This window comes from uncultured Paraglaciecola sp. (assembly GCF_963977085.1).
Classification (GTDB): Bacteria; Pseudomonadota; Gammaproteobacteria; order Enterobacterales; family Alteromonadaceae; genus Paraglaciecola.
Map to the genome: position 1 here is coordinate 132,392 of NZ_CAXBNC010000004.1, position 16,010 is coordinate 148,401.

Annotated in this window: 12 protein-coding genes; 7 read left to right on the forward strand and 5 right to left on the reverse strand. The window is 41.5% G+C overall.

Going from position 1 to position 16,010, the window contains the following annotated elements; genetic code table 11:
* Positions 1–379 precede the first annotated feature (379 nt).
* Both AAC000_RS06435 and AAC000_RS06440 read left to right on the forward strand, forming a co-directional pair.
* Positions 380–946: a BON domain-containing protein gene (locus tag AAC000_RS06435; RefSeq protein WP_339721121.1), complete on the forward strand. Its 567-nt coding sequence runs from the start codon at positions 380–382 to the stop codon at positions 944–946.
* Positions 947–1,013: 67 nt separating this feature from the next.
* Positions 1,014–1,190, forward strand: a complete 177-nt coding sequence (locus tag AAC000_RS06440) for a hypothetical protein (RefSeq protein ID WP_339721122.1) — start codon at positions 1,014–1,016, stop codon at positions 1,188–1,190.
* A 59-nt stretch (positions 1,191–1,249) separates the two neighbouring features.
* Here the strand turns inward: AAC000_RS06440 and AAC000_RS06445 are convergent, their stop codons facing one another.
* Genes AAC000_RS06445 through AAC000_RS06465 form a run of 5 tightly spaced genes read right to left on the reverse strand, consistent with a single transcriptional unit; the run spans position 1,250 to position 6,802 of the window.
* Complete coding sequence (locus AAC000_RS06445) at positions 1,250–3,238, reverse strand: response regulator (RefSeq protein WP_339721124.1); 1,989 nt, start codon at positions 3,236–3,238, stop codon at positions 1,250–1,252.
* Between the two features lie 13 nt (positions 3,239–3,251).
* Entirely contained in the window at positions 3,252–3,707 is a 456-nt protein-coding gene (locus AAC000_RS06450) for a response regulator (protein ID WP_339721125.1), read from the reverse strand.
* A 4-nt stretch (positions 3,708–3,711) separates the two neighbouring features.
* Complete coding sequence (locus AAC000_RS06455; RefSeq protein ID WP_339721126.1) at positions 3,712–5,202, reverse strand: ATP-binding protein; 1,491 nt, start codon at positions 5,200–5,202, stop codon at positions 3,712–3,714.
* 1 nt (position 5,203) lies between these two features.
* Positions 5,204–5,419, reverse strand: coding sequence for a histidine kinase (locus tag AAC000_RS06460; RefSeq protein ID WP_339721128.1), 216 nt, complete (start codon positions 5,417–5,419; stop codon positions 5,204–5,206).
* A 54-nt stretch (positions 5,420–5,473) separates the two neighbouring features.
* Positions 5,474–6,802, reverse strand: coding sequence for a sigma-54 dependent transcriptional regulator (locus AAC000_RS06465; protein ID WP_339721131.1), 1,329 nt, complete (start codon positions 6,800–6,802; stop codon positions 5,474–5,476).
* Positions 6,803–7,162: 360 nt separating this feature from the next.
* On the opposite strand from AAC000_RS06465, the gene AAC000_RS06470 reads away from it, so the two are divergent.
* From AAC000_RS06470 to AAC000_RS06490, 5 genes are all read left to right on the forward strand, one after another.
* Positions 7,163–7,612 (forward strand): PA2169 family four-helix-bundle protein, encoded by a 450-nt coding sequence (locus AAC000_RS06470; RefSeq protein WP_339721133.1) that lies wholly within the window; start codon positions 7,163–7,165, stop codon positions 7,610–7,612.
* Positions 7,613–7,892: 280 nt separating this feature from the next.
* Complete coding sequence (acnA, locus tag AAC000_RS06475; RefSeq protein ID WP_339721134.1) at positions 7,893–10,604, forward strand: aconitate hydratase AcnA; 2,712 nt, start codon at positions 7,893–7,895, stop codon at positions 10,602–10,604.
* Between the two features lie 295 nt (positions 10,605–10,899).
* On the forward strand, positions 10,900–11,613 hold the full coding sequence (locus tag AAC000_RS06480) for an alpha/beta hydrolase (RefSeq protein ID WP_339721135.1): 714 nt from the start codon (positions 10,900–10,902) through the stop codon (positions 11,611–11,613).
* 95 nt (positions 11,614–11,708) lie between these two features.
* Positions 11,709–12,797 (forward strand): efflux RND transporter periplasmic adaptor subunit, encoded by a 1,089-nt coding sequence (locus AAC000_RS06485; protein WP_339721137.1) that lies wholly within the window; start codon positions 11,709–11,711, stop codon positions 12,795–12,797.
* Positions 12,797–15,901, forward strand: a complete 3,105-nt coding sequence (locus AAC000_RS06490; protein ID WP_339721139.1) for an efflux RND transporter permease subunit — start codon at positions 12,797–12,799, stop codon at positions 15,899–15,901. The genes AAC000_RS06485 and AAC000_RS06490 overlap by 1 nt, the downstream gene beginning before the upstream one ends.
* The last annotated feature ends 109 nt before the right edge of the window (positions 15,902–16,010 follow it).

The following is a 16,010-nucleotide window of genomic DNA, read 5'->3' on the forward strand; positions in this document are numbered from 1 at the left end:
AAAGAGAAGCTGATTAAAAATATGCATAGGTACCTTAGTGGGTAAGATCTGTGGAACACTACCAAGGCTATATTTTTATAGTGTTTTGAAATCGACAAGTAAATTACCTTATTCTTGGAGGAGTGACCAGTAGAGTCAACCTTGATTGTAACTTTTAACAGCAATTCAGCAAAGCCTAGGTTTTAGTTTAAGTTACCCAAATTACATCTTGTTATTGTTATGTCCCGACGTGAAATTTTTACACAGTTGCCAGCAACAGTTACAAGGTTGTCTCTGGTTGGTTTCTTTTGGAATTTTAAAATATATATAAATATCAAGTGGTTATGTTATGGCATCAAACTGGCATTAGTGTCTGTGAACTTTTAACAGGAGAAAAATTATGAAACGTACAACTATTTCAATTCTTATCGCAACTGCTATTAGTACGGCTTCTTTAAACGTCAGCGCTGAAAACACTTGGAAAGAAGGTGCAAAAGATGCGTGGATAGATGGTAAAGCCGAATCAACACTGCTTTTTAACGGTAATTTGAATTCCTTTGATATTAATACTGATGTCAAAAACGGTACGGTAATTTTAACCGGAAAAGTTGATAATTCAGTTGATAAAGCCTTAGCTGAAGAATTAGTTGCTTCTCTAGAAGGCGTAACAGAAGTTGAAAATAACTTAACTGTTGTTTCTGCAGAAAACCCAAAACAAGATGATGAGATGATGCAAAAGCTCAGAGATTCTAAAGTGGAAACAGTGGTTAAAACAAGATTGTTGTTTGAATCACAAGTCAGCGGTTTAGACATAGAGGTCGAAGTTAACTCTGGCACTGTGACACTCACAGGTAGTGTGGACTCTGACTCAGAACGGGATCTTGCTGTTGCCATTGCCAAAAATACTGATGACGTGACAAATGTTATTAATAAACTTGAACTTAAAGAGCTTGTAGCACGTAACTAAGCTTTATATATCAGCATCCACCGCGCCTAAATGGCGCGGTTTTTTATTATTTAAGAGTAAAATGGCCATGAAGTTTTTTAATCTACAACTGTCGACGTTTTTCCGTTCTTCAGCCCCCATTATGATGAACATCCCCGTTTGTAAATCGATCAGTCATTTTAATTGGTTTGCTCGTTATGATGATCTTAATGAGGTAGGAGCTGCACATCCTTCTTCTTTAGCCACGACTATGACTAAACCTTAAGAGAGTTTGTTTTATTAAAAAGGTATGGGCGTAAGTGCTATTACGCCTGAGAATTCAAATTATTTAAGGGCTAAATCTAGCAGTTTTTGTTTATTTAAAGGTTTCATAATGGCATGGCTAGCGCCGCTATTTGTGATTGCTGCATTATTAATTTCAGCACCACTGACTATGACTATCTCGGTAGACTTGTTCTGAAAAGACAGGTAATTAGCCAACTCTAAGCCGTTTTCGTCTGGTAGATGGACATCGACTAAAATTTTATCCCACTTTTTACGTGTCGTCAGTAGCTGCCTGCAAGCTTGACCTGAGTGGGCCACTGCAACTTTAATGCCCATTGATTCTAATAATAATTTGGTAATTTCAGCCGCATCTATATCGTCTTCAACCAGCATGAAATATTTATCCTGTATTTCTGGCTGCGTAGTATCAACTTTTTGCTTTTGGTCTGCTTTTGTTTGTGTAGCAGTATTAATAACTGAAGATAGGTGCCTATATAACAACATTTTATCTATGGGTTTAGAGATTAGGTCGTCAAACCCTAGGGTTTGTAAATTCTCTTTGACTCCTTTCATATTGGCCGCGGTTAACGCCAATATGGGCTGCCTTCCGCCTCGCTTTCTGATTTCAACCACGGCTTCTTTCCCGTCCATTTCAGGCATATGAATGTCCATTAAGATGGCAGAGTAAGGTGTGCCTTTTTCAATACCTGTTACCGCTTTTTCAACCGCTTGTTGCCCGTTTTCCGCAAAATCTACATTTAAGCCAAAGGTTCGCACTGTATGCCCTATTAACATTCTGATATCAGCCACATCATCTACGACTAATACTCTGCCTGAGAGTGGCTTAAGGGAGGCGCTCTTTTCACCTATTACTTTTCTATGCAGTGAGAGATGGCACAATTCGGTGTCTTTTATATTTGGGCATACTATACACAAGGTAAAACAACTGCCTTCGCCAACCTTAGACTTGACCTTAATTCCTCCGCCAAGCTTTTTAGCTAGCTCAGATGAAATAGCCAGTCCTAATCCTGAGCCCGTTTCTTTCCGGGAGATGGTGTCTTCGACTTGTTCAAAAGGTTGAAAAATTTTATCAATGGCTTCAGAAGGAATGCCTTTTCCTGTATCGACTACATCAAAATACAAGGAATACTGGTCATTTTTTAACTCGGCACATACAGTGACATTGACTTTGCCATTATCAGTAAATTTTATGCCATTGTGGATCAAATTGATTAGCACTTGCCTTAGGCGTGTGGGATCACAATGTATTTCTTCGGGCAAAGGTGTGCTTGAAACTAAGGAAAGTTCAATGCCTTTATCATTTGCCGACACTTGCATCAGGGTGTAAATATCTGCCATAAAACTATTTAAGTTGAAAGTTGTGGGTGTTAACTCAAGTTTTTTTGCGGCAATCTTGGATAAGTCTAAAACGTCATTCAGTAAGCTCAGCAGATGTTTACCGTTGTTTAAGATGATGTTGAGTTCGTGAGAAACGGGGTCGGCTTTTTCGCTGTCGAGCAGTAGTTCTGTATAACCTAGAATGGAAGTTAAAGGTGTGCGTAATTCATGACTCAAGTGTGCTAAAAATCTATCCTTAGAACGAATCTGAGTTTCAATATTAATTCGCTCTAAACGCTCTTTTTGGACTTCTTGACGGGCGATAGCGTAACGGATCGCCCGGGCAAATCTTGGGCTATCAAGTTCACTTTTAACAATAAAGTCTACGGCACCGGCATCTAACGCAGCTTTGTCTAAAACCTTGTCTGACTGGCCTGTTAACATGATGATAGGCACGCGGCAATGCATATCAGTGGCTTTTTCTAATACCGTTAAACCATTGTGTGCGCCCAATTGATAATCCAATAGGCAGATATCATGTTGATTTAACTCAAGTTGTATTAATGCTTTCTGTGGTGTTGCTACCCAGTCAATTTCAAATTTGTATTCGTCGAGTTCTTCAAGGTAATCTCTGGCAATGACATAGTCATCTTCATCATCTTCAACAATTAGAATCCGCGCTTTTTTTTCTAACATAGTGGTCACAGACATTACTCAGTCATATTTATTGGTGGTTAGGCAGTTCTACAAACTCAATCCAGTATTTCCCTAAGGCTTTCATTAATTCGACCAAACCTTCAAAGTTGACCGGCTTAGTAATAAAAGACGCCGCGCCTAAGCCATAACCTTTAGCCATGTCTTCTTCTTGTTTTGAGGTTGTCAGAATAACGACAGGTATGGATTTTAATTCTGGATCTGCCTTTAACTCTTTTAGCGCTTCTCTACCGTCTTTTCGAGGCATATTAAGATCGAGTAAAATTATGCCAGGCCAAGGGTAGGCGTTAACATCGGCATATTTTCCTTGGCGTTTGAGATAGCTAATAAGCTCCACACCATCTTCTACGCAAAGTAGATTATTTAATACTTTGCTTTCCTCTAGGGCTTCTTTAGTCAGTAACCTGTCATCTTCGTCGTCATCCGCCATCAATATAGTGATAGGTTTTTTGATTAGTGTGCTCATGTATTTATCCGTTGTTTTTAAAAAGAGTGGCTCCGACAGGGAGAGTAAGTGTAAATACAGAACCTTTAGACAACTCACTTTTAGCTGAAATTGTGCCGCCGTGTCGTTCGACTATACGTCTGCACACGGCTAAACCTATACCTGTTCCTTTGTATTCTGATCTGCCATGTAAGCGTTGAAATGGCACAAATATCTTGTCTGCAAATTCTTGCTCAAAGCCTATGCCATTATCGGTTAGCGTAATCACATGCCATTTTACAGCTCGCTCGGTAAGTGCATCATAAGATTCACTTTGAGTGTATTTAATGGATATTTGTGGCGCTACATCGGGTTTACGAAACTTTATAGCATTAGAGAGTAAATTTAAAAACAGTTGATACATTTGGCCTTTGTCGCCTTTGACTATGGGTAGTTCATCGACTGTTATTTGGCTATGACTCTCTTCAATGGCAATTTCTAAATCACTTAAAATATCAGCAATGACTGCTTGCATATCAACATCGATAAATTCCTTTCCACGAGTGGTTATCCGCGAAAATTCTAATAAATCATTTATCAAATTAGACATGCGCTCAGCGGCCAATTTCATGCGTGTAATATAGTCAACACCCTTGCCCTCGAGTTCATGTTCGTAGGTTGACATGAGCCTGTCACCGAATGCGCGGATTTTCCGCAGTGGCTCTTGCAAGTCGTGAGAGGCAACAAATGCAAAGTCTTCTAATTCACGGTTGCTGCGAGAAAGCTCTTCTGAATACACAGTTAATTCTTTGGTTCTAATTTTAACTTGTTCGGCTAATTTATCGTTTTGTTGTTCTAGAGATTTCCGAAGCTTGCCTTCGTTACCAATATTGATCCGTGCTAAAACCAACATGCCAAGTAACAATAAGGCACTAATGATGCCTGAGATAATGAAGGTTATTTTGGCTTCTTTTTGTATTTTTAAGAGTTTTTCATATTGGCTATCTCTAAAGGCGATTTCAGCCTGTTGCAATTCGTTAATCAGCGATAAAATTTCTGTATACCAATTTCTGCCACGCCCGGTCATTATCAAGCCAATGGCGCGTTTTTCGTTGTTCACCAATGCCAGTCCAACAGTGGTTTCTAGTTCACTGATTTTTTTGTTGCTAATGTTTAATAATGAGTCAATTTTCGAATCTGCTTGTGCATGTTGGAAGGTCTGTTTTTTAACAATATCCATTTGTGCAGAAACAGCTTCAAGTGCCCTGCGATAAGGTTTGAGGTAGTCGTCAATTTCAGTTAATAAATAACCTCGCTGTCCGGTTTCTGCAGATAGGACTGAAATATGTAGGTTGTTAAGCGCCATCATTGACTCAGATGTCTGATATAACTGGTGTTGCGTAGTGGATAACGCGCCTATAGTTCTGATAGCCAAATAGGCATTTCCAGCAATTAAACACAGCACTATTAGGGCAATCAGCAACCAAGTGGGCAAAGAGTTATCAAGAAGTCTTTTTTGTCTTAACTGCTCAACCATTTTATTTGTCACCGTGTTCAGTGCTTAGTAATTGCAGGGTATCGCTGCATTCTTGACAGGCATTGATGATTTTATCAACCGCTTGTATGCCTTTTTCTTTTGGCATATCGTTTTCCAAAATCAGTTTAATCATTTCTGCATTCATAGAAATACGATTCAGTGGTGATCTTGCATCGTGCACTAACTTATTAACTGACTTGTCTTCACCGGATGACATGGTTTTCTCCACAGAGATTAATTGAATACTGGTTTAGCAAATGTGTGATGCCTTTTATTCAGCAAAGTCACCATAGGCATGTAGGCGGTTGTAGAGTGTTTTGGTACTAATGCCTAACATATCTGCCGCTGCTGTTTTATTACCCTGTACCTTTTCTAGGGTGATACGGATCAATTCTTTTTCAACATTTTCAATTGTTTGCCCTGCAGTGACATTATTGTTTTCTTTTTTAGTGAGTGAAAAAGGTGACTCAAAGCTAGTAGGTAGCTGGATTTCATTGCCACTTGGATCGCTCATTATAAATGCGCGATGCACGCTGTGTCTTAATTCGCGGACATTACCCGGCCAGTCAAAATTACCTAGTCGCTCAAGTTGTGCATCCGTCCAAACGTATTCACAGTTGTTTTCGGCATTTAACTCTTCTAAAAATGCCTTTGCTAATAGTGGGATATCTTCTTTGCGCTCTCGTAATGAAGGGATGTGAATGGGAAATACAGCTAATCTAAAGTAGACATCTTCACGCAGTACCTTATCTTGAGCAATTGATTCCATGGTGCGATTGGTGGCTGACACAACTCTGCAATTAACCGGAATTTCTTTAGTGCCTCCTACTTTTATGACTTTTTTACTTTCTAACACTCGTAATAAATTAGGCTGCATATCAATAGGCATTTCGGTGACTTCATCTAAAAATAGTGTGCCGTCTTCAGCCCTTTCAAACACCCCTTCTTTTTTTGCCACCGCGCCGGTAAAGGCTCCTTTTTCATGGCCAAACAACTCACTTCCAATTAACTCTTTGGACAGTGCGCCACAGTTTGTTGTGACTAGCTGACCTGTTACTTGGCTAGCTTTATGAATTGCATTGGCGACGACTTCTTTACCCACACCACTGCTGCCCATTAACATCACATTGGCAGAGGTTTTGGCAACACGTTCGATCATTAAATACAATTCTTGCATAGGCGCAGATTCGCCAATTAAACAACCGAAATGACGTTTTATGGATGAAGTTTTAGCTTCAGGTTTAATTTGGGGTTTGTTAGACAGTACCCTTTCAATATCTTCACGCTGCAGAGGCTTCACTAAATAATCCATTTTAGGACCACTGAGCTCGGCAAGAATGCCTTTTACTGATGGGTGACCTGTAATAAAAGTAATCTGAGCCTTTGAATCTAATTTTTTGAGGTGATCGATTAAATGTAAGCCACTGCCATCAGGTAGCATAAAGTCTAACAAAATGTGCTCAAAAGGTTGGCTTTCAAGCCACTCATAGGCTTCTTTTAGGTTGGCAGCAACCGACACTTGGTGCCCTAAAAACTCAATAATGTTAGCTGCAACATCAGTAAATTCGGTGTCGTCATCGACAAGTAGTACGTTTAACAATGGATATCCTCATGCTGAGTTGGTATTGAGCATTATTTGATTCTTTAAGGGATAACTAGCTTAGTTGTGAACATAACTATAATGGAATGATAAGGTTCAATCTATTCACTCTTTAAGGTTATTTTTGGCAAATTGGCAACCCCAGGCAGTAAAGTGGTGATGTATCAACTTGTATTGTAGTGCTATGTAAAAACGTAAAAAACCTTGTAAATTTTTCACATTATCTAACATAGGCAACCAAAAATAAAATAAATGTTATTATTTATCAATGCCTTATCTAAGGTTCAAAAATGGAATGCTGCTTGCTGTTAGTATCATAAGCTAGCAATGGCTAGTGGTACAATCAAAACAGGAGTTAATATGTTAAATCAGACAACGAGTGTAGAGAAAGTAACAGATGTCATTCAAGTTATGAGTGCGGGGGTTGAGTTTTATCATGACGCAGTTGAGCAAGTAAACGACAGCTTTGTCAAAAACACCTTTATCAAAATGGCCTCTAAAAAAGAGGCCGCTATTCAAGCTTTACAGCCACTTGCAGTGCAACAACAAGGAGAGGTTGAAGACGGCACGTCCATAGTTGTTGATTCACGAAAATTGTATACTAAATTTGCGGCAATGTTCTCAGATAACGAGGATTATACCTATGTCAAACAACTTGAAGAAGTGGAAGACAAGGTGCTGGAAGTATTAGACGAGGCATTAAACGCTAAGCAACCGCTGCAAGCCATGAGTGTACTGACACATGTTCGCGCAGATGCACAATTGATGCATGATGAGATGAAGTCTCTACAAGAACAAAGTAAACACTAGAATCACTGCTCATATAGCCGAGTAGCGCCAGGCGCTGCTCGGTCTTCTAATTATGCGATCATCATATAGAGCAAGGGGTTCCACTGCTAGCCAGTGTTTTATCTGGTTAGTACAATTGGCACAAAATGAACAAGGCAAATATCACTAAGTCAGTCATACTCATTGCTGCTTGCGGTATTTTCTTATTAAGAATAACCAACAGATTAATAATTAAGTAGGCCTAAATAACGAAAGGTATTTGTCTCAAATAGGCAAAATTACACGCCAAAAGGAGAGTAGAGTGACAGCATCAAATAAACATATATCCACCTTAAATGTACGGGGTAAAAAGTATCAATACTTCGATCTAAGCACTTTGCAAGAAGACATTAAGCGACTTCCTCTCACAGCAAAAATTTTATTAGAAAACTTATTACGCCATAGTGATGAGCTGTATGTTCAGCCAGAAGATATTCAAACCCTAGCAAAATGGGATACTACATCCTCTTCTGATACCGAAATCGCCTTTGTTCCCTCCAGAGTAATACTGCAAGACTTTACAGGGGTACCAGCTGTAGTTGACTTAGCCGCCATGCGTAATGCGATGTTAGATTTAGGGGGCGACCCCAATAAAATTAACCCACTTAAACCAGTGGATTTAGTTATTGACCATTCGATTATGGTAGACGAGTTCGGTAAGGCTGATTCGTTTGAGCATAATACTGCAATTGAAGTTAAGCGGAATAAAGAGCGTTATCAGTTTCTGAAATGGGGACAAAGTGCATTTGATAACTTCAAAGTTGTCCCCCCAGGAAAGGGCATAGTGCACCAAGTGAATTTGGAATATTTGGCGCGAGTGACCTTTGTAGATGAGCAGCAAGCAATACCATTACTTTACCCTGACACTTTAGTTGGCACTGACTCACATACCACTATGATAAATGGCTTAGGTGTTCTAGGTTGGGGCGTCGGCGGTATCGAAGCTGAGGCCGCTATGTTGGGTCAGCCCGTAACTATGTTGATACCTGAAGTGGTTGGCATGGAATTAAAAGGTCAGTTGCCTCCAGGAGCCACTGCGACCGACTTAGTATTAGCGGTGACCGAACAATTACGAGCCTTTGGTGTAGTAGGCAAGTTTGTAGAATTTTTTGGTTCTGGGGTACAGCACTTAACCGTGGCTGATCGTGCAACACTTGCCAATATGTCTCCAGAATACGGTGCAACCTGTGGTCTGTTTCCAATTGATGAACAAACTAGCAAATACCTGGCGCTAACTGGCCGCAGTGAGCAGCAGATTGAAATTATTGAGGCGTATTCAAAAGCCCAAGGCATGTGGGGCAGTGAAGCACAAGCAGATGCGGAGTATCACGCCACACTCTCCTTGAATTTGGACACTGTTGTTCCCGCTATTGCTGGGCCAAAACGTCCGCAAGATAGAATTAATCTAGATCAAGCCGCCTCGTCTTTTCAAGATTGGTTAACTGAGCAAAATGAACTTGCGATTGCGTCAGAAGGCAAGCAGGAGGCTCGTTTTGATAGTGAAGGCGGTGCGGAAAATATTGGCTCAAAAACCACTGTTTCATACCGTCATAATCAACAAGACTTGGAACTTCATGAAGGTGCTGTGGTGATCGCCGCGATTACCAGTTGCACCAATACTTCGAATCCATCTGTGTTGGTTGCAGCAGCGCTGTTGGCACAAAAAGCCAACGCGTTAGGATTAACGGTGAAACCTTGGGTAAAAACCAGTTTTGCACCAGGATCACAAGTGGTGACCGAGTATCTGAATAAAGCTGGATTATCTAAAGAATTGGATAAACTGGGGTTTAACTTAGTGGGTTACGGTTGTACCACTTGTATTGGTAACTCAGGCCCATTGCCCGAGGCCATTTCTGAAGCGATCAGGAAAGGTGATTTAACCGTGACATCAGTATTGTCAGGTAACCGCAATTTTGAAGGTAGAATACATTCTGATGTCAAAGCAAACTATTTGGCGTCGCCACCTCTAGTGGTCGCCTATGCGCTGGCAGGTAATATGAAAATAGATATTACTCAAGACCCTCTTGGTATCAGCAGCACTGGCAAAGCTGTTTATTTGAAAGACTTATGGCCAAGCCAGCAAGAAATTCAAGATATTGTGACCCGGGTTGTTAACAAGTCGATGTTCACCGAAAAATATGGCTCTGTTTATGACGGGGGGGATATTTGGGAGAATCTTGAAACAGTGGAGGCTGATATTTACGACTGGCCAGACAGTACCTATGTGAAAAAACCGACGTTTTTTACGAATATGCCCGCACAACCAGAGCCAACCAAAGCCATTCAAAATGCGCGCTGTTTACTCAAATTAGCAGACAGCGTCACCACTGATCATATTTCCCCTGCAGGCTCTATCGGCAAACAGACGCCCGCTGCTGATTATCTACGAGAGCATCATGTTGAGCAAAAAGCCTTTAATTCTTATGGCTCTAGACGAGGCAATCATGAAATCATGATGCGCGGTACTTTTGCCAACGTAAGACTTAAAAATCAACTTGCACCTGGCACAGAGGGCGGTTTTACTCGTCAGCAGCCTAGCGGTGAACAGATGACAGTATTCGCCGCCGCGCAGCAGTATATTGCTGACAACATACCTACTATTGTTATTGCGGGTAAGGAATACGGCACTGGGAGTTCTCGTGATTGGGCTGCCAAAGGACCCTTGTTATTGGGCGTCAAAGCGGTGATTGCTGAGACATACGAGCGAATACATCGCTCAAATCTTATCGGAATGGGCATATTGCCATTGCAATTTAAGCAAGGCGAAGGCGCCCACACTTATGATTTAGATGGCACAGAACAGTATTCTATTCAGGCGATTGAAGCGGGACAGAAACAGGTAAAAGTAGAGATTCAAAAGTCAGACGGTAGCTCTGTTAGTTTTGAAACCGAGATCCGTATAGATACACCCAATGAGTTTGAGTATTTCCGCCACGGCGGTATTTTACAATACGTAATCAGGTCCCTGCTTTAGCAGGGACACAGGTTTTAATTTGATTCTCTTGAATAAACCCATTATTGGTCTCAAGAAAGGATACTGAAGATGTGTTTTTTTGATCGGGCTGTCCTGAATGAGTCGAGTTACCAACTGAATAGCGCTATCAGTCAAGGCAACCTACTCTGATGGGGCAATAAATGTAAGATGTTAGGCTAAGCATTGATTATCCATTGCCTAAAATACACTAAAAAAGTGTGAGTGAAGATTTCAACACATACACTTGATCTTAATAGTTTAGCGTGAGTATTTATAAGTTTACGGAGATCCTGGTGTGACTATCGATTTGTCTTTACCGCCACAATTACTTAAGCCCAGTTTATTTGATATTTTTCGAGAGGTAAGAGCCCCTTTTGAATTTGCGTCACTTGCATTACATGCAGGCGCCTTAAAAAAAGCGCCGAAAGGTAATGGACAACCAGTGATGTTAGTGCCCGGTTATTTAGCCGATGATTATTCTATGCGTCCCCTTGGGACTTACCTAAGATACCTTGGCTATAAGGTGTATTACACTGAAATGGGTCGCAATATGGGTAAGGTTAATACCGACATGATGCGATTGGGAGATAGAGTGGAATCACTTTCTCAAGATTTAGGTGGTGTAAAAGTGACCCTTATTGGTTGGAGTTTGGGGGGAGTATTGACGCGAGAAGTCGCCCGATTATTTCCTGATGTTGTTAATGAAGTCATCACTTTGGGCACCCCTATCATTGGTGGACCAAAATTTACCTCTGTAGGTAAAAGATACGCGAAACTAAACGATATTGACCTAGACCAATTTGAATTAGAAGTTCACCAACGAAATGCTATTGGTTTAACCCAGCCGGTTACTTCTATCTACAGTAAATCAGATGGTGTAGTGGGGTGGCAAGCTTCGGTTGATATTTACAACCAACATGCAATTAATCTGGAAGTAACAGGCTCACATATGGGTTTAGGTGTGAATCCAAAAGTTTGGTTGCTTATTGCTAATGTGTTACAAGCCTGACGCTCACTGACAAAAAACCTAAAAAAGGTGATTGATTTTGTGTATTTTACAGTTCTAATCTCGCTATCGGATAAAACCTAAGGAATCTAGTCTCGATGTATTCTCGTTTCGTCATAGTTATTATGGCACTGTTAACGTGCTCATTATTGTTGTTTACATTTCCAAGTGCGGCACAATATCAAGGTGTTGATCGCCCCCGTGTTGTAGTGGTGTCGCGCTTAAGTTTTGAATATGAGCAGTCATTGATTGAGGCTGTTGGAACGGCGCAAGCTAAGCGAGCAGTGAGTCTTTTTGCAAGTGTATCAGATGAAGTCACCGCTTTAAATTTTGTGCCTGGCCAGGCAGTTAAAAAAGGGGCGGTGCTGCTGGAGTTAGATAGCAGACTGCAAGATGTTAATTTGCAACGGGCGGAGATTCAGTTAGAGGATGCCGAGCTTAATCTTAATCGAGTCAAAAAAAGTTTCAAACAGGGGGCCGTGACCGAACGAGACGTTGATGATGCTAATACGGCTTTCAGACTGGCTAAGGTCGCGCTACTTGAGGCAAAAGAAAATAAAGAAAACCGATTAGTACGTGCACCTTTTGATGGGATTGTAGGTTTAACTGATGTGGAAGTGGGTGATCGTATCTCGCCACAAGTAGAGATTACGACCATAGATGATAGAAGGGTTCTTTTTGTTAACTTTGTAGCGCCGGAATTAGCAGTGTCTTATTTAATGGAAAAGCCCACTGTGCAATTGCAACCTTGGACCGACAGAATGACGCTATTACCGGCTAAAGTGGCGGAAATTGACTCCCGAGTAAATGTTCAAGACCGAACAATTCGCGCTAGAGCCTTGCTGAATAATCAAAAAGATGAATATCGCCCTGGTATGAGTTTTCGGGTCACGTTAGAGGTGCGGGGAGAATTATATGTCGCTATACCCGAGGCGGCGTTATCTTGGGGAGCAAACGGTGCATTTGTGTGGTTAGCTGAAGATAAAAAAGCTAAACGGGTAGCAGTCCAAGTAGAGCAAAGATTAAGAGGTAGGATCTTGGTTACTGGTAATCTGAGAGATGGACAAACATTGATTGTTGAAGGTATCCAAGGATTACGGGATGGCCAAACGTTATTGATTCAAAATGCCCTAGACGAAGGTGTCAACGTCAGTCAAAAACACGCTACTCAGAAGGTTGCAGGCTAGTGTTAAAAAACACCCTTTTCAAAGACGATTTACCCTCATTGTCAATCCGCAGACCTGTGCTGATTTTAGTTTTAAATCTATTGATTGTGACAGCAGGGATTGCCGCTTTTTATGCTTTAGAGGTTCGTGAATTGCCTGACGTTGACCGTCCAATCATCACTGTTACAGCCAATTATCCGGGCGCTGCACCAGAAACAGTAGATTCCGAAGTGACCAGCCGACTAGAAGGGGCAGTGGCAAGAGTCAGTGGTGTAAAAGCAATTCGGGCCCAAAGTGAAGAAGGAAATAGTCGAATTCGCGTGGAGTTTCGCCCCGGTATTGATATTGAAGATGCGGCCAATGAAACACGAGAATCTGTAGCACGTATTCAAAGGCGTTTACCCGAAGAAGTGGAACAATTGGCCATTGTCAAAGCTGACAACGACGCACAAGGTGTGGTGAATATTGCCATATCTAGCGCAAAGTACGATTTAGAAACACTGACAGATATAGTTGAAACCGACTTGGCACCGCTATTTTTAAATGTGCCCGGCGTAGCAGATGTGGGTCTTGATGGGGATCGTCAGAGGGTATTGCGAGTTAGCGTAGATAATTTAAGATTAACGAGTTTCCAATTATCAATTTCTGACGTGGCCAATGCTTTGAGTACCGCGCCTTTTGATGTGCCAGCAGGGAGTATTCGGTCAACTGATCACCAATTAATTGTGCGCGCCGATGCAACTTCGGTAACTGAACAAGACGTGCGCGAGATTATTATTGCTGGTGATGTAAAAGTAGGGGATGTAGCCAGTGTCTATTTTGGCCCTGCTGACCTGCGCTCCATAGTACGTCTAGATGGCAAGCCTGTCATTGGTTTAAGTGTGATAAGGCAGGCACGTTCAAATACTATCGAAATTTCAGATGAAATCTTATCTATGCTGGATAGTTTGCGGCAACGCTTTCCAGATTTGGAGATGACAGTGACCTCTGATGACGCTGAATTTATTCGTGATTCGGTAGATGAAGTGCTGCAATCATTGGTGTTTACTATCGCTTTGGTAATCGGCACCTTATGGTTGTTTATTGGAAAATTTAGAGCAACCTTGATCCCTGCTTTAGCGATACCAGTGTCTCTGATTGGTTCATTGGCTATTCTTTGGATGTTTGGTTTTTCGATTAATATCCTGACCTTATTGGCTTTAGTGTTAGCGACGGGATTGATAGTAGACGATGCCATAGTTGTGTCCGAAAACATTCAGCGCCGCCGAGCCGCCGGTATGGGAGCAAGAGCGGCGGCTGTGATAGGCACCCGGGAAGTGTTTTTTGCCGTAGTGGCTACGACAGCCGTATTAGTCGCGGTATTTGTGCCTATAGCATTTTTACCTTCTACAGCCGGGCGATTATTCAGAGAGTTCGGCGGTGTGTTAGCGGGAAGTGTAATTATTTCGTCTTTTGTGGCTTTGTCTTTAGTGCCAGCGCTTACCGCAACTATCCCTGCAATTGATCTCGCTAAACAAAAACAGCCGAATTTATTAAGTCGCTTTGGCACCGCTTGTGTGGATGCTTATGAATCTTCATTGCATTTTGTTTTAAAGTTTTCCGTTGCGGTTGTTATTCTTTGTTCGTTAATCGGAGCCGCTGCTTATTTTGTGTTTATCAATTTGGATAACGAATTATTACCACCTGAAGACAGAGGTGTTATACGTATTTTTGCTCGTGGTCCTGATGGCACAGGTATCAATTTTATGGACAAGCAAGCACTTAAAACCGAAGCACTTTTATTGCCCAGCCTCAGTTTAGGAGAAGTTGAGTCGATTTATACAGTAGTAGGGCGGTGGGATCCGAATATCCTGTTTCTTACTGTCCCTCTAGCGAATTGGGAAGACAGAGAGCGTTCACAACAAGAAATTATTGACGAATTGCGTCCACTTTTATCCGAAGTCGCAGGGGCACCTGGCCGTGCATTTGGTAGCAACAGTTTAAATTTACGTGGATTTGGTGGTGGTTTTGAAATGGCCTTAACCGGTGACAACTACTTAGAAATTTATCAAGCTGCATTAGATTTCTCAAAAAAAATTGAGGATAGGCTACCTGAGCTAGGAGACGTTAAAATTTCATATGAGCCGACTCAACCTCAATTGAGAGTGAGTATAGATAGACGCAGGGCGGAAGAATTAGGTGTGGCCTTTAATGACGTATCACGTACATTGCGAGCGGCTATTAACGGCGATGACATTGTTGATTTAAATATTGGTGATCAAGCGGTGCCAATAATCTTGCAGGCAAGTAACCGAAATTCGTTAGACCCCGCCAGTATTCTCAATTTATATGTTAGTTCTACTAAAGGTAGTTTAGTGCCCTTGTCTAGCGTGGCCTATGTCACCGAGGAAGGTGTGGCGGCTGAACTTGAGCGTCACGCGCAGCGCCGCGCAATAGAATTAGAAATGGACTTGCCTGCTGAGATTACCATTGAGCAAGCCGTGACATCGATCCGAGAACTCGCCAATAACAGTTTACCAGCCGGTATTGGCGTGGTGTTTTTGGGTGAGGCGCTGACCTATCAAGAAACTAACCAACAAGTTATGTTGACCTATCTGTTAGCATTCTTGATCGTGCTTTTGGTGTTGGCTGCACAGTTTGAAAGTTTTAACAGTGCTTTTGTGGTGATGTTAACCGTGCCATTTGGTATAGCTGCGGCTGTCTATGCGCTCTATCTTACTGATACATCAGTGAATATATATTCGCAAATTGGCTTAGTGATGTTGATTGGCTTGTTAGCTAAAAACTCCATTTTGCTGGTGGAATTTGCTAATCAGTTGCGTGATGCAGGTATGGACGTTAAAGAGGCGATTATTGAAGCTGGGAAAGTACGCCTACGGCCAATAATGATGACCTTAGTTTCTACTATTTTAGGTGGTTTACCACTTATTTTGTCTACAGGCGCTGGCGCAGAAGCTCGAAATGCCATTGGCTGGGTAGTATTCGGTGGCTTGGGTTTGGCTGTGGTATTTACGTTGTTTTTAACCCCTGTGTTGTATTATGCATTAGCACGCTTTACTAAACCTAAAGCGGATGAAGAAAATCGCTTGAACAATGAGTTGGAAGCAGCTCAAAAGCAATTATAAATTTCACAATAAAAGTTCAGTTATTGTGGAATAGTTTGTAAATAAAACGCTAGTGAGAGTTGATTTTTATACCTAAATTAATGTATTGCAATTTAATCTTCAAACAACG